This is a genomic window from Paraburkholderia sp. Ac-20347 (assembly GCF_017104805.1).
In the GTDB taxonomy this organism is placed as follows: Bacteria; Pseudomonadota; Gammaproteobacteria; order Burkholderiales; family Burkholderiaceae; genus Paraburkholderia; species Paraburkholderia tropica.
This window is the reverse complement of the sequence record NZ_JAAGPN010000011.1, coordinates 47875-70774: the sequence shown is the minus strand read 5'-3', so window position 1 is coordinate 70774 and position 22900 is coordinate 47875. Positions and strand designations below refer to the sequence as shown.

The 22900-nt window shown below is 64.6% G+C and carries 19 protein-coding genes; 8 read left to right on the top strand and 11 right to left on the bottom strand.

What is annotated here, in order from left to right; all coding sequences use genetic code 11:
• The 5 genes from G3N97_RS03965 to G3N97_RS03945 all read right to left on the bottom strand — a co-directional run.
• Positions 1–262, bottom strand: a 262-nt coding sequence (locus G3N97_RS03965) for a hypothetical protein (protein WP_205992006.1), incomplete at its 3' end; no start/stop codon positions are given.
• Positions 259–6300: a trifunctional serine/threonine-protein kinase/ATP-binding protein/sensor histidine kinase gene (locus tag G3N97_RS03960; RefSeq protein ID WP_205992005.1), complete on the bottom strand. Its 6042-nt coding sequence runs from the start codon at positions 6298–6300 to the stop codon at positions 259–261. The genes G3N97_RS03965 and G3N97_RS03960, both read right to left, overlap by 4 nt.
• Positions 6301–6311: 11 nt before the next feature.
• A complete protein-coding gene (locus G3N97_RS03955) occupies positions 6312–6968 on the bottom strand; it encodes a response regulator (protein WP_205992004.1) in 657 nt (218 codons plus the stop codon).
• A 150-nt stretch (positions 6969–7118) separates the two neighbouring features.
• Positions 7119–7799 (bottom strand): response regulator, encoded by a 681-nt coding sequence (locus tag G3N97_RS03950; RefSeq protein WP_205992012.1) that lies wholly within the window; start codon positions 7797–7799, stop codon positions 7119–7121.
• A 5-nt stretch (positions 7800–7804) separates the two neighbouring features.
• On the bottom strand, positions 7805–8500 hold the full coding sequence (locus tag G3N97_RS03945) for an XRE family transcriptional regulator (protein WP_205992003.1): 696 nt from the start codon (positions 8498–8500) through the stop codon (positions 7805–7807).
• Positions 8501–8857: 357 nt separating this feature from the next.
• Between G3N97_RS03945 and G3N97_RS03940 the strand changes: the two genes are divergently transcribed.
• Together G3N97_RS03940 and G3N97_RS03935 are read left to right on the top strand one after the other, a co-directional pair.
• On the top strand, positions 8858–9226 hold the full coding sequence (locus tag G3N97_RS03940; protein WP_241030364.1) for a response regulator: 369 nt from the start codon (positions 8858–8860) through the stop codon (positions 9224–9226).
• 331 nt (positions 9227–9557) lie between these two features.
• Positions 9558–9920 (top strand): BON domain-containing protein, encoded by a 363-nt coding sequence (locus G3N97_RS03935; RefSeq protein WP_205992001.1) that lies wholly within the window; start codon positions 9558–9560, stop codon positions 9918–9920.
• A 93-nt stretch (positions 9921–10013) separates the two neighbouring features.
• On the opposite strand, the gene G3N97_RS03930 is transcribed toward G3N97_RS03935, so the two are convergent.
• Entirely contained in the window at positions 10014–11306 is a 1293-nt protein-coding gene (locus tag G3N97_RS03930; protein ID WP_205992000.1) for a condensation domain-containing protein, read from the bottom strand.
• A gap of 306 nt (positions 11307–11612) precedes the next feature.
• Between G3N97_RS03930 and G3N97_RS03925 the strand changes: the two genes are divergently transcribed.
• The 3 genes from G3N97_RS03925 to G3N97_RS03915 all read left to right on the top strand — a co-directional run bounded on the left by G3N97_RS03925 (position 11613) and on the right by G3N97_RS03915 (position 13825).
• The gene (locus G3N97_RS03925; RefSeq protein WP_205991999.1) at positions 11613–12029 is read left to right on the top strand and encodes an organic hydroperoxide resistance protein; all 417 of its coding nucleotides are present in this window, start codon (positions 11613–11615) and stop codon (positions 12027–12029) included.
• 250 nt (positions 12030–12279) lie between these two features.
• Positions 12280–12795, top strand: coding sequence for an RNA polymerase sigma factor (locus G3N97_RS03920; protein ID WP_205991998.1), 516 nt, complete (start codon positions 12280–12282; stop codon positions 12793–12795).
• Positions 12796–12826: 31 nt separating this feature from the next.
• Positions 12827–13825 carry a zf-HC2 domain-containing protein gene (locus G3N97_RS03915; RefSeq protein WP_205991997.1) on the top strand — a complete coding sequence of 333 codons (999 nt, stop codon included), beginning with the start codon at positions 12827–12829 and terminating at the stop codon, positions 13823–13825.
• An 8-nt stretch (positions 13826–13833) separates the two neighbouring features.
• On the opposite strand, the gene G3N97_RS03910 is transcribed toward G3N97_RS03915, so the two are convergent.
• Both G3N97_RS03910 and G3N97_RS03905 read right to left on the bottom strand, forming a co-directional pair.
• On the bottom strand, positions 13834–14787 hold the full coding sequence (locus G3N97_RS03910) for an AraC family transcriptional regulator (protein ID WP_205991996.1): 954 nt from the start codon (positions 14785–14787) through the stop codon (positions 13834–13836).
• A gap of 35 nt (positions 14788–14822) precedes the next feature.
• The gene (locus G3N97_RS03905; protein ID WP_205991995.1) at positions 14823–16289 is read right to left on the bottom strand and encodes an aldehyde dehydrogenase; all 1467 of its coding nucleotides are present in this window, start codon (positions 16287–16289) and stop codon (positions 14823–14825) included.
• Between the two features lie 373 nt (positions 16290–16662).
• Between G3N97_RS03905 and G3N97_RS03900 the strand changes: the two genes are divergently transcribed.
• Positions 16663–17112 carry a universal stress protein gene (locus tag G3N97_RS03900; protein ID WP_241030363.1) on the top strand — a complete coding sequence of 150 codons (450 nt, stop codon included), beginning with the start codon at positions 16663–16665 and terminating at the stop codon, positions 17110–17112.
• A gap of 45 nt (positions 17113–17157) precedes the next feature.
• Here G3N97_RS03900 and G3N97_RS03895 read toward each other — a convergent pair whose 3' ends face one another.
• The 3 genes from G3N97_RS03895 to G3N97_RS03885 all read right to left on the bottom strand — a co-directional run bounded on the left by G3N97_RS03895 (position 17158) and on the right by G3N97_RS03885 (position 20515).
• Complete coding sequence (locus tag G3N97_RS03895) at positions 17158–18117, bottom strand: HAMP domain-containing sensor histidine kinase (RefSeq protein WP_205991994.1); 960 nt, start codon at positions 18115–18117, stop codon at positions 17158–17160.
• A 199-nt stretch (positions 18118–18316) separates the two neighbouring features.
• Complete coding sequence (locus G3N97_RS03890) at positions 18317–18976, bottom strand: response regulator (RefSeq protein WP_205991993.1); 660 nt, start codon at positions 18974–18976, stop codon at positions 18317–18319.
• A 258-nt stretch (positions 18977–19234) separates the two neighbouring features.
• On the bottom strand, positions 19235–20515 hold the full coding sequence (locus G3N97_RS03885; RefSeq protein ID WP_205991992.1) for an epoxide hydrolase: 1281 nt from the start codon (positions 20513–20515) through the stop codon (positions 19235–19237).
• A gap of 410 nt (positions 20516–20925) precedes the next feature.
• On the opposite strand from G3N97_RS03885, the gene G3N97_RS03880 reads away from it, so the two are divergent.
• Both G3N97_RS03880 and G3N97_RS03875 read left to right on the top strand, forming a co-directional pair.
• Positions 20926–21741: a response regulator gene (locus tag G3N97_RS03880; RefSeq protein WP_205992010.1), complete on the top strand. Its 816-nt coding sequence runs from the start codon at positions 20926–20928 to the stop codon at positions 21739–21741.
• A 189-nt stretch (positions 21742–21930) separates the two neighbouring features.
• A complete protein-coding gene (locus G3N97_RS03875) occupies positions 21931–22899 on the top strand; it encodes a quinone oxidoreductase (protein WP_205991991.1) in 969 nt (322 codons plus the stop codon).
• Position 22900: the final 1 nt, after the last annotated feature.

Genomic DNA, 22900 nt, shown 5'->3' with positions numbered 1-22900 from the left:
CGAGCGCGAGCGCGAAGCGGCCGTTCTCGCGCAACTGCGCGAGCGGACGCGCGGCCCACGGCGCGGCCAGACGCGCGCGCAACGCATATTCGTGCTCGAGTTGCGCCACCTGCGCGCGCTGCGCGAACTCGTCCTGCGCGACCGCGAACAGCAGGCGGCGGCCTTCGCGATCGACGCCGCGATACAGCGCAATCGGCCCCGCACGCAGCAGCGTGACCTGATAGTCGGCGAGTTGCTGGAGGCTCGCGTCGGCGTGGCTCATACCGCGGCGGCCTCGAGCGCCGAGAGTTCGAAGCAGAAGGTCGCGCCGGCGTCTTCGTTGTTGAAAGCCCAGATCGTGCCGCGATGCTCGTCCACGATCGAGCGGCAAATCGAGAGCCCGAGGCCCATGCCGTCCGACTTCGTCGTGAAGAACGGCTCGAACAGCCGGTCGATGATATCGGCGGGAATGCCGGTGCCCGAATCGCTGACCGACACGCGCACCGCGTGCGTGCCCGACAGGCACGCCGAAATCCGCAGCACGCGCGTGCCGCCCGCCGAACGCAGGATCGAATGCATGCCGTTGAAGACGAGATTCATCACGACCTGCTGAATCTGGATCTTGTCGGCGGCCACTCTCGGCAGCTCGCTGCCCGTCTCCACGCGCAGACGAATATCGTTCTTCTCCAGTTCCTGGCGCACCAGCGCGACCACTTCCGCCACCGTCTGCGTCATGTCGATGGCGGCGCGATTCGAGCGCTCCTTGCGCACCAGCGCGCGCAGCCGGTTGATGACTTCGCTCGCGCGATCCGCATCGCTGACGATGCGCGCGAGATTCGTGCGCGCCTCGTCGAGCGACGGCACCGCGCGATTCAGCCAGCGCATGCCCGCCTCGCCGTGCGTGATGATCGCCATCAGCGGCTGCTTGAGATCGTGCGCGATCGAGGCGGTCAGCTCGCCGAGCGTGGACACGCGCGTCACGTGTGTGAGTTCCGCCTGCGCGCGCAGCAACGCGTTCTGCGCCTGATGGATCTCGGTCATGTCCGCGAGCGCGCCCACGTACTCGACCGCCTTCGACTGCGCGTTGCCGACCGGCCGCGCGACCATGCGCAGATACTTGATCGCGCCGCGCGCCACGCACACGCGATATTCGACTTCGACGATCGACGCGCGCGCCTCGGCCTCGCGCAACGCGCGCCGGACCTGCTCGACATCGTCGGGATGAATGCGCTCCAGCATGAAATCCATATGCGGCTGGCGCGGCTCGCTCACTTCGAGAATGCGCCAGGTCTGCGCGGAACACGTCATGTCGCGCGACTCCACGTTCCAGCCCACGCTGCCGATATTGCTCAGGCGCTGCGCTTCCGAGAGATACATCTCGCTGCGCCGCAACGCGTCTTCGGAGGCGCGCCGTTCGGTCACGTCGGTGGTCGAGCCGATATATTCGCGCGCGGCGATTTCGCCGTTGCCCGGCGTGTGCGCCGCATCGGCGGTATCGATTCCCGCACCAACCTCGCCGCCTTCGCGGCTCGACCACGGCCGGAAAATCACCTGCAAGCGACGCACCGCGCCGTTGCCCTGCACCGTCGAAAATTCGAAACTGTGCATGCCGTCTTCGCAGATCGCGTTCGCAAATACTTCCTTGAAACGCAGCCGGTCCTCGATCTGTACGCGCTCCAGACACATTTCGAGCGTCGGACTAGCGCACGCCACTTCCACGCCCCACAGTTCGTAGTTCTCGCGCGACCACAGCATCTCGCCCGTCGTCGCGTTCCAGATCCACGTGCCGGTCTTGCTGATGCGCTGGCCTTCCTCCAGAAACGCCTCGCTGCGCCGCAGCCGTTCTTCGGTGTGACGTCGCTCGATATTCTCGCGCTTGAGCGCCGAATAGAGGCGCGCGTTCTCGATCGAAATAGCCGCCTGCGAGGCCAGCATGTTCATCAGATTCACGCGCGCGACATCGAACACATAAGGCGTGATGCCGTTTTCCATATACAGCACGCCGACAAGTTCGCCGTGCCGCAACAGCGGCAGGCACAACAGCGAACGGCAGCGTCCCGCGATCAGATAACGGTCGTCGCGGAAGTCGTTCGGCTCCGCGCCGTCTTCGATCACGACGTTCTCGCGCACGCGCATCACATGGCGCACCACCGTGAGCGGCAGCACGCTTTCGCACAGGCCGAGATCGTTCGCACGCACCGTGATGCCGCTTTTGTCGAAACCCGCTTCGGCCGCGATGCGAAAACTCTCGCCCGACCAGAGGATCAGCAATGCGCGCTGCGCGCCGCTATGGCGCACGGCGATGCGCATGAACGCCTGCACGAGTTTGTCGAGATCGATCTCGCTCGATACGGCCTGCGAAAGCTGCACCATCGCCGCCACGTCGACCGTGCCGAGCGGCGCGACCTGCGCCGCCGCGCCGCGCACCGAGACCGCCGGTTCGCGCAGATGCTGGAACGCCTGTTCGAGATTGCGCACCTTGGCGTCGGCGCCCCAACGCGCGTAAGCGTCGCGCGCCGAACGCAGACACGCCTGCGCCAGCGAGCGCAATTCGCGCCGCGCATAGAAGTGCGCGGAAAACTCATGCGCGATCGCCTCGCAATGCGGCTGGCCGTTCTCACGCGCGAGCGCAATCGCGTGCTCGTACGCCTGACCGGCCTGCTCGACATCGCCGACCAGACGCGCGTATTCGGCCATCACCAGCGCATGGCGGCTGCCGTAGTTTTCCGGCGAACTTTCGGCCCATGCCTTGAGCCGATCCATCGAGCCGACCAGATCGGCCTGCGCGCTTTCGGTCAGGCCTTCCACGCGCTCGTCGAGCACGCGCAGAATCGACAGCGCGCGAATGAAGTGATACGTGACTTCGATCGGCATCGCCATGACCGCGCCCAGCATCGGCTCGATCTCCTTGGCCCGCTCCAGCACCGTCGCGAAACGGTTGTGCAGAAAGTCTTCCTTCATCTCCATGATCGCGGCGAACGCAATGCCGCAACCGAACTGCGCTTCGCGCACGCTCTCGACGAGTTCGCGATGCGTCGACGTAATGCCCGCGCCGCCCGGCTCGATGCCCTGCAAACGCAGCAGGAACATCAATTCGAGTTCGATGGTGACGCAGATGGCCTTGTTGCGCAGCTCGTTCGCGAAGCGCGCATTCTCGCGGCCCAGCGCGATCACTTCGCTCAGATGCTCGCCGCGCTCGTACGCGAGCCAGATCCCTTCGAAAGCAATATAGCCCGCGTAGATGAAATCGCCGGCTTCCACGCACTGGCTCATCGCGCGGCTGAGCACGGGAATCGCGGTGCGAAACGGTCGCCGCCAGATCAGCACGTGATCCGCATGCAGATGCAGCAGCGTGCCGTTCAGACGCGCCTCGCCATAGCGCTCGTTGACCTCCAGCGAGAGTTCCGAGAACTGCAGCGCGAGATCGAAATCGCGCGCGCTGCCCACTAGCAGCAGCGCGAAAATGGCGTATACGTAGCCCGACAAACGCGTGTTGCCGTGCGCGAGACTCAGCTCGGTGGCCTTGAGCACGAGCATCGGAAACAGATTCGACACGCCGATATACGCGCTCGGAATCGCATCGATGATGAGCCCGATCACCGCTTCGTGCATCGGGTCCTGCACGCAGCCGCGCGTGAGCAGATCGCGCATCGGACGCGCGCGGCACTGCGCGCGTAACGCGGCGAGTTGCTGCTGCACGGTCGCGTCGTCGAACGCTGCATTGCGCACGTCCACGTCGAGCAGCGCGAGCGCATGGAAAGTCGTTTCCACCGCCAGCCGGTAATCGCCCGCCGCCTGATGAATGCGGATCTCCATGCGCATCGCGCTCGCGCGTTCGAGCAGATTCGCGGCATAGCCGCGCGCCGTGCGCGCCGTGTCGATGGCGCGATGAAAATCGCCGGTCAAATACTCGCACTCCGCGAGATCGAGATGCAGCTTGAACACGTCGAGATTCGCGCCGCCCACGCCGAACTGCACGATGAGCTTCTCGGCCTGGGCGAAATACTCGCGCGCCGAACTCCACGCGGCGGCGGCCTTCGCGGCGTTGCCCGCGATCACGTCGAGTTCGGCGAGGCGCGCGCGCTCGGCGGAAGACAGCCGGCGCTGCGAGCGGTTCAGATGACCGACGGCCTCGAACACGTCGGCGGTCGCGGGCGCGGCGGGCATGGCCGAGAGCAGACGCGTGCCGATCTGCGCATGCGCCGCTTCGCGCGCGCCCTCGCCGAGCATGGCATACGACGCCTCCTGCACGCGGTCGTGCACGAAGCGATACGCGTCGCCCTTGCGCGAGACGAGTCCCGCCGATTCCGCCTCGCGCATCGTCGCGAGCACCTGGCCGCTCTCCAGCCCGAGCACCCGCGCGAGCGCGCCCACGCGCGCCGTGCCGCCGAGGCAGGCGAAGATCGACAGCACGCGTTTGGTGTCTTCGTTCAGGCGCGTGAGGCGGATCGTCAGCAGATCGACCACGTTGCCCGTATAGCCTTTGTCGCGAATGCGGTCGAGGTCCCACGTCCAGCCCACGCGGAACACGTCGGAAACAATCAGGCGCTCCTGAATCAGTTCGCGCAGGAACTCGATCGTGAAGAACGGATTGCCGCCGCTCTTCTCGAAGATCACCGAAGCCAGCAGCGCGACCACGCCCGGCCCTTCGTCGAGCGCTTCGGCAATCAGGCTCACGATGTCGGGCAGCGCGAGCGGCCGCAGACCGATGCGCTCGGTCACCTTGCGGCCGAACAGGATGCTGTTCAGGCGCTCGCTGGCCACGCGCGAACGGCCCAGTTCGATGCTGCGATGCGCGAGCACCAGCAGCAGATTGCGCAGCTCCGCATCCGACGACAAACCGTCGATGATTTCGAGCGTGCCGGAGTCGAGCCACTGCACATCGTCGAGAAACAGCACGAGCGGGCGCTGCTTGTCCGAGAACAGCATGAGAAAGCGCTTCACCACCAGCAAAAAGCGATTGGTGGCTTCCTGCGGCGGCAGTGCCGCACACGCGGGCTGCGGCCCGACGATCGCACCGATCTCCGGCACCAGATTGACGATCAGTTGCCCGCTCTTGCCGACCGCCTCCTCGAAACGCGAGCGCCAGAGCGCGATTTCCGGCCCCGTCTTGCGCAGCAGCGGCCGCACGAGCCCACGCAGCACCTGCACGAAAGCCGCATAGGGAATGCTGTCGTTGTATTGATCGAATTTTCCCAGCGTGAAATGCACGCCCGCCGCGCCGATATTGCGCTTGAATTCGTCGATGAAAAAGGTCTTGCCGACGCCCGGCTCGCCTTCCACGATCACCGCCATCGCGTCGCCGGTCTTGCGCACGCGTTCGAGCGCGCCGTGCAATTGCTCCAGTTCGCGCTGGCGTCCATACGTGCGCACCGGAAACACCGCGCGCGATTTCCGGTCGCCGCGCCCAAGCGACGCCGGCGAAATCTCGACGCCCTGCGTGAGTTCTTCGAGGCACAACTGCAGATCGGCTTCGACGCCCGCCGCCGTTTGATAGCGGTCGTCGGCGGCCTTCGCGAGCAGCTTGCTGATGACGAATTCGATCTGCGGGCGCAGGTCGGGCACGCTGTTGCGCAGCGGCCTTGGCGTGCTGACGAGATGCGAATACACCCACTCTTCGCGCTCGCGCGCCTCGTAAGGCATATGTCCGGACAGCAGTTGATAGAGCAGCACGCCAAGCGCGTAAAGATCGCTGCGCGGATCGCCATGCTGGCTCGCCGTGCTGGTGCGTTCGGGCGCGAGATAGGGCAGGCGGCTCATGGCGACCACGCCGCCCTCGCCGGACGCCGCGCCGTTGCCGAAGGCGCTCGACGCATTGCCGAAGCCCGTGATCCACACGCGCGAATCGCTGCCCGCGAACAGATTGGCGGGACTCAGCGTGTTGTGCACGAGACCTTGCGCGTGCATGCCCTTGAGCGCGGCGGACAGCGACACGGCCAGCGAAAGAAACTGCCGCAGCGAACGCGCGTTCGCGATTCCGGCGTCGAGCGGCGTGGCCTCGCAATGCTGGAGCGTCAGCAGAAACTGACCGCCATTGCGAAACAGCTCGCGCGGACACAGCCCCCATTCCGGATCGATCGCGTCGCGCAGGCTGTATTCCTTTTCGAACGACGCAAGCAGGCCGCGCGTGTCGCCGGCGGCGGACGGCACCTTCACGAACAGCGGCTGTTCGCAGCCTTCGGCGATGGCGCGCCAGAGCATCTGGTCGTCGTCGCGCTGCAGCAGCTCCGCGCCGATCACGCGTCCATAGACCTCCGCCGCGCCGGTCGCTTCCCAGCCCGGAATCTCGTTGCTGGTCAGCCGCTGCGCCAGTCCGGCCATAAAAGTCTCCGTCAAAAGCGTGCCTGCGCCGCCGCGCTGATGACTTCCATCTTGCGCACCAGATCGGCGACCGACTGCGCTTCGAGCTTGCGCATTGCCGAACTGCGATGGATCTTGATGGTGATCTCGCTGAGGTTCAGCTCACCGGCGATCTGCTTGTTCAGCAGCCCTTCGACGACGTACGCCACCACCTCGCGCTCGCGCGCCGTCAGCAGGTCGTAACGCGCGCGCAGCGAGGCCTCGGAGCGGCTGCGTTCGAGCCACGCCGCGTGACGGCCGATGGCGGTCGAGACCGCGTCGATCACGCGCTGGTCGCGCACCGGCTTGGTCAGAAAGTCGAGCGCGCCCGCCTTCATCGCACGCACCGACATTTCGATATCGCCGTGCGCGGTCATGAAGATGATCGGCATGTCCACCTGATGCTGGCGCGCGCTCTGCTGAAACGTGAGCCCGCTCTCGCCGCGCAGACGCACGTCGAGCAGCAGACAGCTCGGCGCGGCCGGTCGCGGCGCCGAAAGAAATTCCTCGATCCGCGTGAAGGTCCGCACGCTGAAGCCCGACGAGCGCAGCAGACTCGAAAGCGCCGCGCAGATCGACTCGTCGTCGTCGATCACGTAGACCACCGCGTCGTCGACCTTCGGCGCGGCGTGATATGCGTTGTTCTCCATCGATGTTCCCCATGCAGCTCTGCACGATGCCTGACCCCGACGCCCCGACGCCAGCGCAGGTTGGCCAATTCTGTTACCGGTGTTCTCTTCTTGTTATGACGATGCCGCTTGCTAAAGCGCGGCTGATTACGCGCTTGAAAGCCGTGTTCCTTACAGCGGCGATGTTGCGCCGTCCGCTTCGCCTTTCCACGTCCCTTCGATCCGGCTCGCGCCCGCGCCATCGAGTTGCAGCGCGCGGACCTTGCGCACCAGTTCGGCGGTCGTGCGCGCCGCGAGCTTCTTCATCACGCGCGCGCGATAAATCTTCACGGTCATTTCGCTGAGTGCGAGCTGGCTTGCCGTGGCCTTGTTCATGTTGCCCGCCGCCACCAGCACGGCGATGTCGCGCTCGCGCGGCGTCAGCGTCGAGAACTGCTCGCGCAGCGTGCCAGCCAACGTTTGCGCTTTCAGCCGCGCCGCGTCGCGCTCCAGCGCCTCGGTCACCGCCTCGATCATGTCCTGCTCGCGAAACGGCTTCGCGAGAAAATTCACCGCGCCGCTTTTCATCGCGCGCACCGACATTTCCACGTCGCCATAACCGGTCATGAAAATGATCGGCATGAGCAGGGCGTTCGCCGCCGCCCACTGCTGGAATTCCAGCCCGCTTTCGCCTTTGAGGCGCACGTCGAGAATCAGGCAGCTCGGCACCTCGGCTCGCGCATACGCGCGAAACGCACTCGTCGATGCAAACGCGGCCACGCGAAATCCCACCGATTCCAGCAGGCTCTTGAGCGCTTCGCGCAGCCGGTCGTCGTCGTCGATCACGTAGACGGAAGCCGCGTCGGTCTGCATGTCGCTCACGACTTGTCCTCCTGATTCGCCACCACCATCAGCGCCCTCGCGTCCGCACCCGCCGCAAAGCAGCGATGCGGCAGCGCCGAATCGAAATAGAAGCTGTCGCCCTGTTCGAGACGGATCGTCTTCACTTCTTTATCGATCACGATTTCGAAATCGAGTTGCCCTTCGAGCACGAATACGAATTCCTCGCCCGGATGCTCGAAAAAATAATCGTGCTGCGCGTGCGCGGAAAACGTGAAATACAGCGGCTCCATGCGCTTGCGCGCCATATGATGCGCGAGCGTCGCGTATTCGAAACCGAGCGCGGCGTCGTCTTTGGCCACCGGCTTGCGCTCGCCGTTACGCACGATCGAAATGCGCCGGTCGGCTTGCTGCGCCTGCGCGGGCGAACGGTCGACGAAGAAATAGCTGAGGTCTTCGCCAAGGCAGCGTCCGAGCCGCGCGAGCGACGCAAACGGCGGCGCACGCACGCCGCTTTCCATGCTGCGCAATTGTTCTTCGGTAAAGCCCGACAACGCCGCCAGCGTTTTCAGATCGATACGCCGCGCGAGCCGCAATGCTTTGAGGCGCGCGCAGATTTTGGCTTCTTCCTGAGCGATCGCATCGTCGGGCGCGGCGACATCGCGGACGTGCGTCGTCGCGCCGCTCGTCGTCGCGAGGCTGCGCTCGTCACGTTCGCTATCGATTTGGACCATATCCCACTCCACCGCAATGCCTGGCGCCGCGCGGCGAAACCCCTCGCGGCACGGCACGGAGAAATGCCTATGAAATAGATTTGAATTGATTTTGTAATGTTGGAATCGCAACCGCGTGTCGCCCGATCGCGCCGATCCGGCGTGAGCGACCGGCCCGAATGATTGCCGTGCCGATCTGCGCCCGTCCGGGCTCTTGACCCGGCTCGTGACCCGCCTGGAATGATAGCTGCTCACCGAGGTGAACCCTACATATACGTCCGTATGGTTTCGGGGCTTTTCGCCGTCAGGTAAGCTTGAGCCGCGTACACGCGACGGATCAGCCGTTCCGCCCTCCGGCACGCCATGGGAGAGACAGTTTTGTGTACGCCAACAGTGATCTGGGTGGTCGACGACGACGCGTCGGTCCGCTCGGGCTTGTCGAGCCTCTTGAGGTCGCTCGATTACGAAGTCGTGACTTTCGAATCCGGCGCGGAGTTGCTCGCCGCCGTCGAACACACGCGCCCCGCCTGCATTATTTCCGATGTGCAGATGCCGGGCATGAGCGGCGTGGACATGTTCGCGCGCCTGATCGACGCGACACTGCGCATCCCCACGCTCTTCATCACCGCGTATCCGATGCCCGAGCTGCAACAGCGCGCGCTGGCGCTCGGCGCGAGCGCCTTCCTCATCAAACCGGTCAGCGTAAGCGATCTGACTGGCGCACTGCACGCGGCGCTTTCGCATTGACGAGAGCGCGCGACGCGCACGGTGCATCTCGCACTTCATGGTGCTCTCCATTTTCATACGCGGCTCACACTGTGGGACAGCGCGCGCGTCTGTGTATGCGTGCGTGTGTGCAAGCATGCCGACGTTCGCGTACGTCCCGCTTTGCGCACCACAAAATCGCGCCGCCGATAACCCGAGGTATGCACTGCAGTTTCCTTTCGTATAGGGGATGAACACCGAAGGTCTGATGGCTGCGCGTCAGGCCACGGGCTATGCTTTTTCGCAACCAGGGCAACGCTGCACGCACCGTCCCGGCTCCACGTTCTTCCACCAAACGTCAACAGGTGATTCCATGACGCTTCGCTCCAAGCTTCTTACGGCAGCCGCCGCCGCGCTGCTTTCTTCCGCCGCGCTCGCCCAGACCGCAACCAACGCCGATGCACCCGCGCTCACCAAGGAACAGATCCGCGCCGAAATGAAGGCCGATCACGCGGCCAACGTGGCGCTGGCCAAGAAGGTGCGTCAGGCGATCTACAACACGAAGGCGCTGAACGACACCGACATCGCCGTGTTCGCGAAGGCGCGCACCGGCAAGGTCGTGCTGGCCGGCACGATCCTCGACGAATCGCAGGACCAGATTGCTCAGGACACCGCATCGAAAGTCGCGGGCGTGCAAACGGTCGCCAGCAAGCTGATGACGTACGAAGCACCCTGATCGCGTGTCGAGCGGCGCGCGCGATGCGCGCCGCGCTTCATCGTGACTATCGTGACTATGGTGATTAGCGTGGTCACGACGCCGTCACCGCCTTCACGGCGCGACGGCGTCGCGCAATACCGCTTCCATCTGCACGAGCAGTTCCGGCAGCGCGCCATAACTCGCGTGCGTAATCCGCAGAACGCCATCGAGCGTGCAAACGCCGATCACCTGATCGTCCGCGAAACCCGACGACACGAGCGGTCCCCACAACGCTTCGAGCTTCAGCCCCGCGTAGTTCGACGGAATCGGCGCATCGCCGAGATTCGACAGCAGCACGTCGAATGCGAGCACATGGCCGAGGAAACCCGCGGCGTGCTCGACCGAGGGTTGCGTCGCCATCACCGCATCGAGGCCCTTCAATTCCTTCACGACGTTTTCGCGCGCTTGCGCGGGCGCGAGTTGCGCCTTGACCGCGCGCGCAGCATTCCAGAAGTCCGCGCCGGGCGGATGATCGTCGACGGTGATTGTTTGCGTGATGTAGACGCCGTTCGCCTTGCCCGCTTCGCGGGTCTGCGCACGCACGTCGATGGGCGTGACCGTGCGCAGCGGCCGCGCGCGCCATGCCGCCGACACGCGCCGCGCCGCTTCGTGAACGGCAGCCGCCAGAGCGCCGTGCACCGTCGTGCGTTCCCTGCGCGCGCGCTCGACAAGCGCGCGCGTGAGCGATGCATCGAGTTGCCGCGCATCGACCCGCAACGACGACGCGCCTACCGGCCGAAACACCTTCGCTTGAGGCGCGGGTGTGGGCGCGGGCGGTGCGTCCGACTGATCGATAGCGTCACGCAGCAGCGTTTCGAGCGGCTGCACCACGGGCAAGCGATCGAGCGTTTCGCCCGCGAGCGCACGCAGCAGATCTTCGATCACATACGCGCCGCCCATGCCGTCGAGCACCGAATGATGCGCGACGAGCAACAGCGTGGACGCGCACTCGTCCTGCACGACTGTCGCGCGTACGAGTGGCGCAACCGACGTGTCGAACGGCTCGCGCAATTCGCGCTCCGCCTGTGCTGGCCACGCGTTTGCGTTGACGTTCGCATCGCCGCGAATCACACGCAGCGGAATACGCGCATCGTCGTCGCGATGGAAGGCGAGCGGCGATCGATCGTTGCTGACGATACGCGTCGTCAGCAAAACATGCCGCTGCTGAACCGCATGCAACGCCGCGCGCCACGCATCGGCGACAAACACGCGGTCGATCTGCGCGGCCATCACGAAATGGGTCGGACGGTGCCGGTCGAGCAACCAGAAGAGTTGTTCCGTGCCGCCGAGCTTGCGCACGATCGAAACGTTGGACACGTTCGGCACGGCCGGTTCGTCGGCAAATTCCAGAGGTTCGTTCTGCATGAGCGTCATGAGCTGAACGCGAATCGCCAGATGACGAACGCGCCTTAAATAAACGGCCTTGCATTTCAGCACGCGTTTGTATCTCGCATATTTCAGTTTGCTGCGCATTTCACGCCTGATTTCAGGCGTCGATTCGATCGCGCACATCGCGTGTATGTATCTCAGTGTGTCGAAACCGCGTGGCAGATACATAGCCTTGCAATTCACGCATGACGGGACACATGCCAGATAAGTTGGGCCGGTCTAATGCGTTCTGTCGTCAATTCAGTCATCGACTTCCGAATCACTACCCACCAGGAAACCATCATGGAAAACACTGCAAAAGTGCTGTACACGGGCAAGACTCACACCGCCGGCGGCCGCGACGGCGCCGCACGCAGCAGCGACGGCCGGCTGGACATCAAGCTCTCCGCGCCCGGCTCGTCCGCGCCGGGCACGAATCCGGAACAACTGCTCGCAGCGGGCTGGTCGGCCTGCTTCATCGGCGCGATGGGTCTCGCCGCGAGCAAGCTCAAAGTGGCGCTGCCGAAAGACGCAGCCGTCGATACCGAAATCGATCTCGTCGTGAACGACGGTTCGTATTCGCTGCAGGCACGTCTGAATGTCTCGCTGCCCGGCCTCGACGCCGAGACCGCGCAAGCGCTCGCGCACGCCGCGCATCAAACCTGCCCGTACTCGAAGGCCACGCGCGGCAACATCGAAACGACGATCACGGTCGTCTGAAGCAGCAGGCGAGCCGCGCGCGAACACGAAAAAGCGCGTGCGCTCGCCGCCCTGAAACAAAGAGGGAATGTCGGCCGCCCCGCCGGTGTTCTATTCAGGCGAATTTCAGCCAACACAAGCGTCGCCCCATGGAATCCAGCGAGAATCTCGAATCGGCTCCGATGCACGAGCGCGTGCGTCGCATCGGTCGTGTGCGCGACGCGCGCGTGACGAGCCGTGGCCGCGCCGTTCGCGACAGGACGTCAAGCTCATGACCGTCGCCGACCTGTCCGCCCTTCTGCCCGCCATGCTGCCGCGTTTGTGGGCGTTCGCGCTGCGCATCTCAGGCGATCAGCACGACGCCGAAGACCTCGTGCAGCGCGCGTGCGTGCGCGGGCTCGAACGCGCGCATCAGTTGCAGCCGGGCACCGCGCCGCTGAGCTGGATGTTCTCGATCGTGCAATCCACGTGGATCAACGAGCTGCGCGCGCGCAACGTGCGCAACCGTTCGGGCATGGACTGGGACGACGGCTTTCTGGAAACCGTGCCGGACCCGTCCGCGCGCACGCCCGAGGAACAGGCGATGAACGGACAGATCATCGCGGCCGTACAGCAGTTGCCCGAAGTGCAGCGCGTGGTGATGCTGCTCGTCGCGGTGGAAGGACTCAGTTACAGCGAAGCGGCCGAGGTGCTCGGCGTGCCGATCGGCACGATCATGAGCCGGCTTTCCCGGGCTCGCCAGGCGATCGGCGCCCTGATCGAAGGACAGAAGAAGAAAAGCGCATAACCAGCGTGGCCAATAGTGAGGAACCTGGGGCATGAATATGGATGACGTCCTGCTCATGGCGTACGTCGACGGCGAACTCACGCCGCGCGAGCGCGAGAACGTGGAGAAGACGATGAGCGTGTCGCCCGACGTCGCGCGGCGCGTGGCCTGCTTCCAGGCGTCGGCGCTGCGGTATCGGCACGCGTTCGCGCATCAGCGGCTGCCGCCCGTGCCCGAGCGGCTCGCGCAGCGCGTCGCGGAACTGAGCCGCGCGTATGGCGGAATCTATGGCGACGCGGATGACGTTGCGCTCGCGTCGACGGCCGACATCACGCCCATCGGCGCGCTAAAGCGCAACCCGTCGGCCAACGCGCAACATCATGCGAACGCTGCAACTCGAACTTCTACGCAAGCGCGCAAAACTCAACGCACGCGCTTCACGTGGCCGCGCTTTGCCTGGCCGTTCCTCGCCGGTGCGTTCACGTGCGCCGCGTGTGGCGCGCTCGTGCTCAGCGTGGCGCCGGGCTGGCTGCCGGGCGACGGCGCGCGTCCTGTTGCCGTGGCGACGTCCGCGCCCGGCGTGATGCCGTGGGTCGCGGCAGCGGTCAACTATCAGCGCCTCTATACGCGCGACACGGTTTCCAGCGACATGCCCAACATGGCGGTGGCGGCGCGCGTCATCGAGCAGATTCACAGCGACGACGGCGTGCCGCTACACGTGCCCGATCTGCGCGCGGCGGGCCTCACGTTCAAACGCATTCAACGCCTGCGCTTCAACAACAAGCCGCTTGTGCAGATCGTCTATCTGCCGAAAACCGGTTTGCCGATCGCGCTCTGCGTGATGAAGGACGACAAGCCCGATACCGCGATGACGCGTCAGCACGTGGACAACCTCAACGTGCTCACGTGGCGGCGCGCCAACATGAGTTACGCGCTGATCGCCGCGCTCGACGACAGCGCACTTTCAGCGATCGGCAAGCAGATCGCCGAAGGCCGCGACGACGAAGTGCTCGGCCAGCGATCCACGCCGCCCGAAGCCACCGCGAGTTAATCCGGCGATCACACCGCCAGCGGCGAGCCCGAGTGACGAAAGTCCGAAGGCGGCTCGCCGTATTGCTGCTTGAACAGGCGGCTGAAATGCGCGGCCGTGGCGAAGCCGCATTGCCACGCAATCTCCTGAATCGACACGCCCGCCGCCGGATCGCTGCGCAGCAGATGCGCGGCGCGTGCGAGCCGCGCTTGCCAGACGTAACGCATCGGCGTGCCGCCTTGCGCGCGAAACACGCGTTGCAGGTGCTGCGGCGAGACGTGAACCGCGCCGGCAATCGCGGCCGTGTCGAGTCCCGTATCGCCGATATGCTGCTCGATGAAGCGCTTCGCCTGCCAGATCAGCGCGTCGGGACTGCGTCGCGCGGCCCCTGCCTCGGGGTCGAGTACGGCGTGTTGAATCAGTTCGATCAATTGTTCGCCCATCATGGTTTGCGTATGGCGGCTGGGCGCGACGGTCTGCGCTGCCATGCACTGGATAATGTCGCGCGTCGCCTGCACATCCGCGCAACGCGCGTCGACCGTCAGGGGCGCGGGTGTCGAATACTGCACGCCGCGTTCGCGCAGCGCCGCTTTCGGAATGCGCAGCACGGTCAGGCGCGCGCGTTCGTCGAAGACTTCGGTGAACGGCCACGCGGGATCGATCACGAACAGACTGCCCGCATCGAAACGCCGGATCGCGTCGCGGCTGCGCACGTGAACATGACCCGCCGTCACGAGCTTCACGAACAGCCAGTCGCCTTGCCACGATGCGCGCTCCGTGCCGACCGGCGAGAGCGTCAGCACCGCGAGATCGGCCAGCGAGAAGCCGACCCGACCGAGCCGCCAGCCCTTCACGCGCGACATCGCCGGCCGGCGTGCATCGAATTCGCAACGCAAGCCGTGAACGTTGAGCATGACGTCCGACCAGATCTCGCTCGCGTGCGGGTCGCCGTCGAGCGTCATCTCGTGCTTCTCGAAGTTCATGGCTTGTTTCCTGATGATCAAATTCCGCTTCGGCGCTATGCTGCGCCCGGGACGAATATCGCCTGCGTTTCGAGGTACGCTTCGAGCCCTTCGCGTCCGCCTTCCCGACCGATGCCCGAACGCTTCATGCCGCCGAACGGCACGTTGGGCGCAATCTCCACGCCGTTGATGCCGACGTTGCCGGTACGCAAACGACACGCCACGTCGAATGCACGCGCTTCATCCGCGCCGAACACCGACCCGCTCAAACCATAGTCCGAGTCATTCGCAATCTCGACCGCCTGATCGACGCTGTCGTACGGCAGGATCGACACCACCGGGCCGAAAATTTCCTCGCGCGCGATCGTCATCGTCGACGTCACGCGGCTGAACACCGTGGGCGCGACGTAAAAGCCGCGCTCGAATCCCGCATTGCCGGTGCCGCCCATCACGAGCGCCGCGCCCTCGGCGATACCTCGCTCGATATAGCCGCGCACACGTTCGCGCTGCACGGCGTTGAGCACGGGACCGATGGCCGTATCCGCGTCATGCGGATCGCCCACCTTCATGCGCGCGACGACACTCGCGTACGCCTCGGCGATTTCATCGTGACGATGACGCGGCACGAGCACGCGTGTCTGTGCGAAACAGATTTGCCCAGAGAACGGCATCGTGAACGGCACGAGCGCCGCCAGCGCGGCGGGCAGATCGACGTCGTCGAGCAGGATCGCCGCGGACTTGCCGCCGAGTTCGAGCGTCACGCGCGCGAGCCGGTCGGTCGCCGCGCGCTGAATCCATTGGCCCGTCGCCACGCTGCCGGTGAAGCTGATCTTGTCGATATCGCGCGACTGCACGAGTTGCGCGCCCGCTTCGCGTCCCGCCGTGACCACGTTGAGGACGCCGGGCGGAATGCCCGCGGCCGCCGCGCATTCCGCGATGATCAGCGCGTCGAACGGACACTCGGGCGGCGACTTCACGACCATCGTGCAACCGGCCGCCAGCGCCGCGGCGATCTTCTGCGAGACGATCGGAAAGGTCGCATTCCACGGCGCGATCAGCGCCGCGACGCCGACCGGCACGCGACGCACGCAGGCGCGTCCGCGCTGCGTCGGCCGCCAGTCGTCGAAGGCATAGTGCTCGGCGAGCGCGGCGAAAAAATCGAAACGGCTCGCACCGAACGGCGTGAGCTTCTGCGCGAACGACGCGGGCGCGCCCACCTGATCGGTCCAGAGTTGCGCGAGCAACGGCAGGCGCGCGCGCAACGCCTGCGTCAGCCGCTTCAGATAGGCGGCGCGTTCCGGTCCGGACAGACGCGGCCACGGCCCGTGATCGAACGCGCGCCGCGCCGCCGATACCGCGCGCTCGATGTCGATCGCATCCGCGAGCGGCACGGACATGAACGGCGTTTCAGTCGCCGGAGAAATGATCGTGTGACGCTGATCGGAATGACTCGATACCCAATCGCCATCGATAAAAAATCGTTGGCGAACATTCGACGAAAGTGCGGTGCAGGACTCGGACATGATCGTTTGCCAGATGAACTTCGAAAGGAGTAGCGGCCTCGCACGGCGGCGAAACCTCGCGATGAATCGCGCGCGTCGACTGCATCAATTGCATCGATTGCGGCGATTCATGGCAAACGAGTGTATCGATCGCCTTCGCCTGGGCCTTGTCCGGCACATTGCGCGTGCTTGTCCGTGACGCGCATTTCGCGGCTTTCGGCTCGCATCGTTATAGCGCAATGCGGGTCGAAATTTATGTCGGAATATGTCGGCGTTCGCGCGTCTGAAAACATCGGGCTTTAAAGCATGTGCGCGGAATAAACATTGCGCGCGGGCTGTTTTGTTCGCGCCACTTACGCTCAAACGCACGATTCAATTCACGGTTATCGACGTCATGTCTCCCTTTGCGAAATTGCTGCTCGTGTACGACGGCAGCGCCGAAGCGCAGACCGCGCTCGAACGCTGCGCGCAACTCTCGCTGGCGTTGTCGGCACAGGTGGATGTCGTTTCCGTCGTCGATGCCGAGAGCGCCAATGCCCATTGCGGCGGCCTGCTCAGCGACCTCGCGTTTCATCGTCTGGAGGAACTCGCGCGCAGCACGCTCGATCATGCCGTGAGCCAGTTGACCGGCGATGGCATCGTCGCGAGTGGCTATGTGAGTTTCGGACGCTTGAACGACGTCGTCTTGCGCCATACGCAGGCGTTCAATCCCGATCTCGTCGTCGTCGGCCATCGCCCGCAGGCGCGCCGTTCGCGCTGGTGGGGATCACGGGCCGCGCATCACGAACTCACCGAGCGTTTGTGCGGCACGACGATCGTGACCGTGACGCTGCCCGGCGCCTGAATCGCGTTGCAAACTTCACCTACGTCACGCACATGAATCGACCATTCAAGCCGCGCTTAGCGGCAACGTCAGGCGCGCTTCCAGCCCGCCCGTGCGGCGATTCTCCAGATGCAGTTCGCCGCGCATCGCGTGCGTCAGTCGTCGTGCGATGGCAAGTCCCAATCCCGAACCCGATGTCGCCGACGCCGTGCCGGGCGCGCGATACCACGGCAGAAACACCGCTTCGAGTTGCGCGGGCACGATGCCCGGTCCCGTATCGAGCACGGCAATCACGAGCCGCCGCGCTTCCACGCGCACGCTCAGGCACACATCGCCGCCATAACGCAACGCATTGTCGATCAGGTTCACGAGCACGCGGCGCAACGCGTGAGGACAGGTAACGACAGGACGCCCCACCAGACCGTCGAGCGTGACGATGCGGCCCGCGTCACGATAGTCGGCGATCAGCAGGTCGAGCAGGCCATCCGCATCGACGGAGCGCATCGGTTCGTCGGCGCTGCACTGCATGCGCGCGCACGACAGACTGCCTTCGACCAGCTCCGCCATTTCGGCGAGATCGCGTTGCAGCGCGTCGCGCGTCGCGTCGTCGTCGAGCAGTTCGCAACGCATGCCCATGCGCGTGAGCGGCGTGCGCAGATCGTGCGCGTAAGCGGCCAGCACATGCAGCAATTCGGCCTGGCGAGCCGCACGTTGACGCGTGCAGCGATTGGCCGCGCGCGCGAGCCGCGCAATCGGCGCGGGGCCGGTTTCGGGTAGCGCGAGACCCACGCCCTCATCCGCTTCGGCTTCGAACGCCTGAGCATGACGACGTAGTTGCGCGCGCAACGCGCCATACTGGAACGTGACGAAAGCAAGCGCCGCGAGCGCGGGCAGCATCAGCGGCGCAACGAAGCGATACGGCTCATGCGCGACGGAGACGGGCGTGGCGTACATCGCGAACACGGCGTAACCGCACGCCGCCACGAACAACGCCGCCCACAGCGCCGGGAGCACACGCGACATCATCGCGACGAATCCGGCGATATGGCGACGCGACGCAGACTCGCACGCATAGTCGTTCTCCCATCGTTGTTCTAAGCCGCGCGCCGCAAAGGCGCACGGACGTTAACAAACGCGCGGGCAACGAGGCGTTCGCGCGGCAGCGTCAGAATACGGGACGCCGTGCCGCGCCGCTATCATCTCTAGGTATAGATATCGCGCGAACTCACGCACGCAGATGCGCGATGCCGAGCGCTTCCATCTTGCGCATCAGTTCCGCCACGGAACGGGCGTTCATTTTTTTCATGGCCTGGCCGCGATGAATCTTCGCGGTGATTTCGGCAATGCCCATATTCGCGGCGATCTGCTTGTTCATGAGACCGGACGCAACGTGCTGGAGCACTTCGCGCTCGCGCGGCGTGAGCGTGTCCCAGTTCGCGCGCAATGTGTGCAGCGCGCGATCGGCAGCGAGACGGCTCGCGTCTTTTTCGAGCGCGGCGAGCACCGCGTCGATGATGTCCTGATCGCGAAACGGCTTCGCGAGAAAGTCCACCGCGCCCGCCTTCATCGCTTTCACCGACATGGCGATGTCGCCATAGCCGGTCATGAAGATAATAGGCAGATGCGCGCGACCGCCTTCGCTCAGCTCGGCCTGAAACGCGAGGCCGCTGCGGCCTTGCAGACGCACGTCGAGCAGCAGGCACGACGGCATGGCCGGGCGCGGCGAGGCGAGAAAGGCCTCGGTGGAATCGAACGCCCGCACCGCCAGCCCGGCCGAGCGCAACAGCCCGGTCAACGCACGGCGAAACAACGCGTCGTCGTCGACGATATAGACGATGGTGCTGTCCGGGTCCGTCGAGGGCGGGGCGGGCGGGGAGTTGGACATCGTGGGCAAATGGGCCGCTGGCGAGAAAGGCGAGTTGATTGTTATGAAGGGCGAATAACCGATGGTAACAAAAGCCCTCTCGCCGGTCCACGCAATCACTCGCCAATAACCGCCATTCGATGCCTATGGCAGCGATTAATCGGCAATCGCTGCTCCAATAGGCTCGTCCTCTCCCGCGCCAATTCGGCCGTTATTCGCGATCATTAGGTACTTCATTCAACAGCCGCATTGCTTTTTTTCTGCATTTTTGCCCGCCATTCAAGCCAGCTTGCGCATGGGCCGGAAGCCCGCGCGCACTTCCTGCGCGAACAGCAGCGGCTCCTCCCACGCGGCGAAATGGCCGCCCTTGTCCACCACGTTGAAATACACGAGGTTGTGATAGGCGCGCTCCGCCCAACTGCGCGGCGCCTGATAAATCTCGCCGGGGAATACCGTAATTGCCGTGGGCAAGCCGATATCGACCGCATTGAAATTATTCGAGTGATCTTCCCAATAGATTTGCGCCGACGACGTCGCGCTATTGGTCAGCCAGTAGAGCGAGATATCGTCGAGTATTTCATCGCGCGTCAGCGAACGCTCGGGAATGCCGCCGCTATAGGTCCATTGCGAAATCTTGTCGTACATCCACGCCGCCTGCCCCACCGGCGAATCGGCGAGCGCATAGCCGACGGTTTGCGGACGTGTCACCATCATGGCCGAATAGCCGCAATTGTCGCGATAGAACACGCTCAGTTTCTCGTAAGCGCGCTTTTCATCCGCCGAAAGTCCGGCAGGCGCGGGATCGTCCAGCGCGAGATGGCGCGCGATATCGGGCGGCACCGTGGCCGGCATGTTCACATGAATGCCGATCAAGCCCTTCACGTGCTGCATGGCCATGCGTTGCGAGATCACCGAGCCGCAGTCGCCGCCCTGCGAAACGAAGCGCTCGTAGCCGAGCCGCGCCATCAGGACGCCCCATGCGCGCGCGATATGGTCCGAGCCCCAGCCGGGCTGCGTGGGTTTGCCCGAGAAGCCGAAGCCCGGCAGCGAGGGCACCACGACGTGGAAGGCGTCATCGGCGCTCGCACCATACGCGGTCGGATCGGTCAGCGGACCAATTGCCTTGATCAATTCGAAAATCGAACCGGGCCAGCCATGCGTCATGATCAAAGGCAGTGCATTGGCATGGCGCGAGCGGACGTGAATGAACTGAATATCGAGCCCGTCGATTTCCGTGATGAACATCGGAAAAGCATTGAGCTTCGCTTCGCCTTTACGCCAGTCGTAATCCGAGCCCCAATATTGAACCAGTTGCTGCATGCGCGCGAGTTTCACACCCTGCGATTCGTCAGCGACGGTTTCTTTTCCTGGCCAACGAGTATTCGCGAGTCGGCGGTGCAGATCGTCGAGTGCGGAATCGGGAATATTCGCCTTGAACGGACGAATATCGGGCGTGGCCGCGCTGGCGTAAATCGCTTCAGGAAACAGCGACAGCGCACCGGCCGCCGCAGTGGCGGTCAGCAGGCTGCGCCGCATCGGTGAGAAAACATTCGAAGGCATGCTGGATCATCCTGTTCATGAGAGAAAAGTCGATTCGGCAACGCGACAGCGTGCGACTGCTCTGACGCACGATCGATTCCGAAACGCCGACCCTCATTAAAATCAGCGCATGTATCCCGATTATGTCCGGTTTGTAGTTTTTTTAAATTCCCTGCCGCATTCAAATCTCGCGTCATCGAATTATCAATTGACTGAAATTGCGTTTGAGCGGGATTTGAATTCCCCACAACTATACGGACGTATAGGGTCTCCTATCCTTATTCGTCTATCGACTCAATCCAGATCCGGATGGAATACCCGGCGCACAGCAGCTAATCTGTTTGCATCGGAGTCAGACGGTCGCGCGCACGAAGGCGTGAGCGGCGCTCCACGCAAACCGGACGCGACGCACCGCGTCGCTTATGACCATCATGGAAAAAATCGACCATGTGCTGATCGTCGACGACGACCGCGACCTGCGCGAACTGGTCGGCAACTATCTCGAGAAGAACGGCATGCGGACCACGCGCGCCGCCAACGGGCGCGAGATGCACGACGCGCTCGAACGCAGCCCGCCGGACCTGATCCTGCTCGACCTCATCCTGCCTGGCGAAGACGGACTCACGCTTTATCGCGCGCTGCGCGAGAGCCGCCATCGCCTCGTGCCGGTGCTGATGGTCACCGCACGCAACGACGTGATGGACCGCATCGTCGGCCTCGAAATGGGCGCGGACGACTATCTGACCAAGCCCTTCCCGCCGCGCGAGCTGCTCGCGCGCATCCGCGCCGTGCTACGGCGCACGCGAATGCTGCCGCCCGATCTGCATGCCGAGGAAGGGCCCGCGACGCTCGGCTTCGGCAACTGGCGGCTCGACACCACCGCGCGTCGCCTGCTCGATCCGCACGACACGCCCGTCGCGCTCAGCGGCGCGGAATATCGCCTGCTGCGCGTGTTTCTCGATCATCCGCAGCGCGTGCTCACGCGCGACCAGTTGCTCAATCTCACCCAGCGGCGCAGCGCCGATCCGTTCGACCGCTCGATCGACCTGCTCGTGAGCCGTTTGCGGCAGCGCCTCAACGACACGGCGCGCATGGCCCGCTACATCAAGACGCTGCGCAACGAGGGCTATGTGTTTTCGGCGGCTGTCACCACGCTCGACGAGCGTCGTATCGCCGAACGCGACGACACGCGCCGCGCGTCCGCCCCGCTCGCGCGTGCGCTTTGTCTTCAACCGAGCGCCGCATAACCGCGTCGGGCGACGCGGGTTTGTAGCGCACTGTATCGGCGAGCCGCGTAGCAACACGCGCTTACATTTCCACGCATCGGCGGAAACAACCGGGATACGTGGCGGCGTTCCAATAGCGTCACGCCCCTCATTCAAGGAACGCACGATGACAACACCACGCAAACCACGCCATACACGGAGCGCGCGAGCATGAAGCAGATCGTCATGGCAGGCCCGGGCGGCATCGACAAGCTGCGCCTCGTCGATGCGCGCGAGCCCGTTGCGGGTCCGGGCGAAGCGCTCGTCGAAGTCGATGCTGCGGGCGTCAACTTCATGGATATCGGCGTGCGTCGCGGTGGTTTCTGGGAATCGATGCCGGATCCGAAGCCGCTGGGCGTCGAAGGCGCGGGCCGCGTGCTCGCCGTCGGCGAGCACGTCACGGATGTGCGCCCCGGGCAGCGCGTCGCGTGGGTCTATGCACCGGGCAGCTACGCGCAACGCGTCGTCATTCCAGCCACCGCGCTCGTGCCGGTGCCCGACGAAATCGACCATCGCACCGCCGCCGCGCTGATGATGCAGGGCCTCACAGCCAGCCACTTCGCAACCGATTTTTATCCGGTGCAGCGCGGCGATATCGCACTCGTGCACGCGGCCGCGGGCGGCCTCGGCCTGCTGCTCACGCAGATCATCAAGCTGCGCGGCGGCACCGTGATCGGCCGCGTGTCGAGCGCAGCGAAGGCGGAGATCGCACGCGAGGCAGGCGCGGACCACGTCATCGTCGACGCGGACGGCGCCTTCGCCGAAGAAGCCGTGCGCCTCTCGGGCGGCGAAGGCGTGCACGTGGTCTACGACGGCTCCGGTCCCACGACCTTTCACGCGTCGATGGCCTCGCTGCGTCGCAGCGGCACGTTCTGCTGGTACGGCCCGGTGCTCGGCGACGCAGGCCCGCTGCACATCATGAGCCTGCCGCGCAGCATCAAGATCGGTTACGCGGTATTCGCCGATCACATCGCCACGCCTGCTCTGCTGCGGGCGCGCGCGAAGCAGTTGTTCGACTGGATCGTCGCCGGGGCGATCGACGTACGGATCGGCGGCGTGTATCCGCTCGACCAGGCGGCGCAGGCGCATGACGATATGGAAAGCCGTCGATCGACCGGCAAGCTGCTGCTGATTCCGTGAC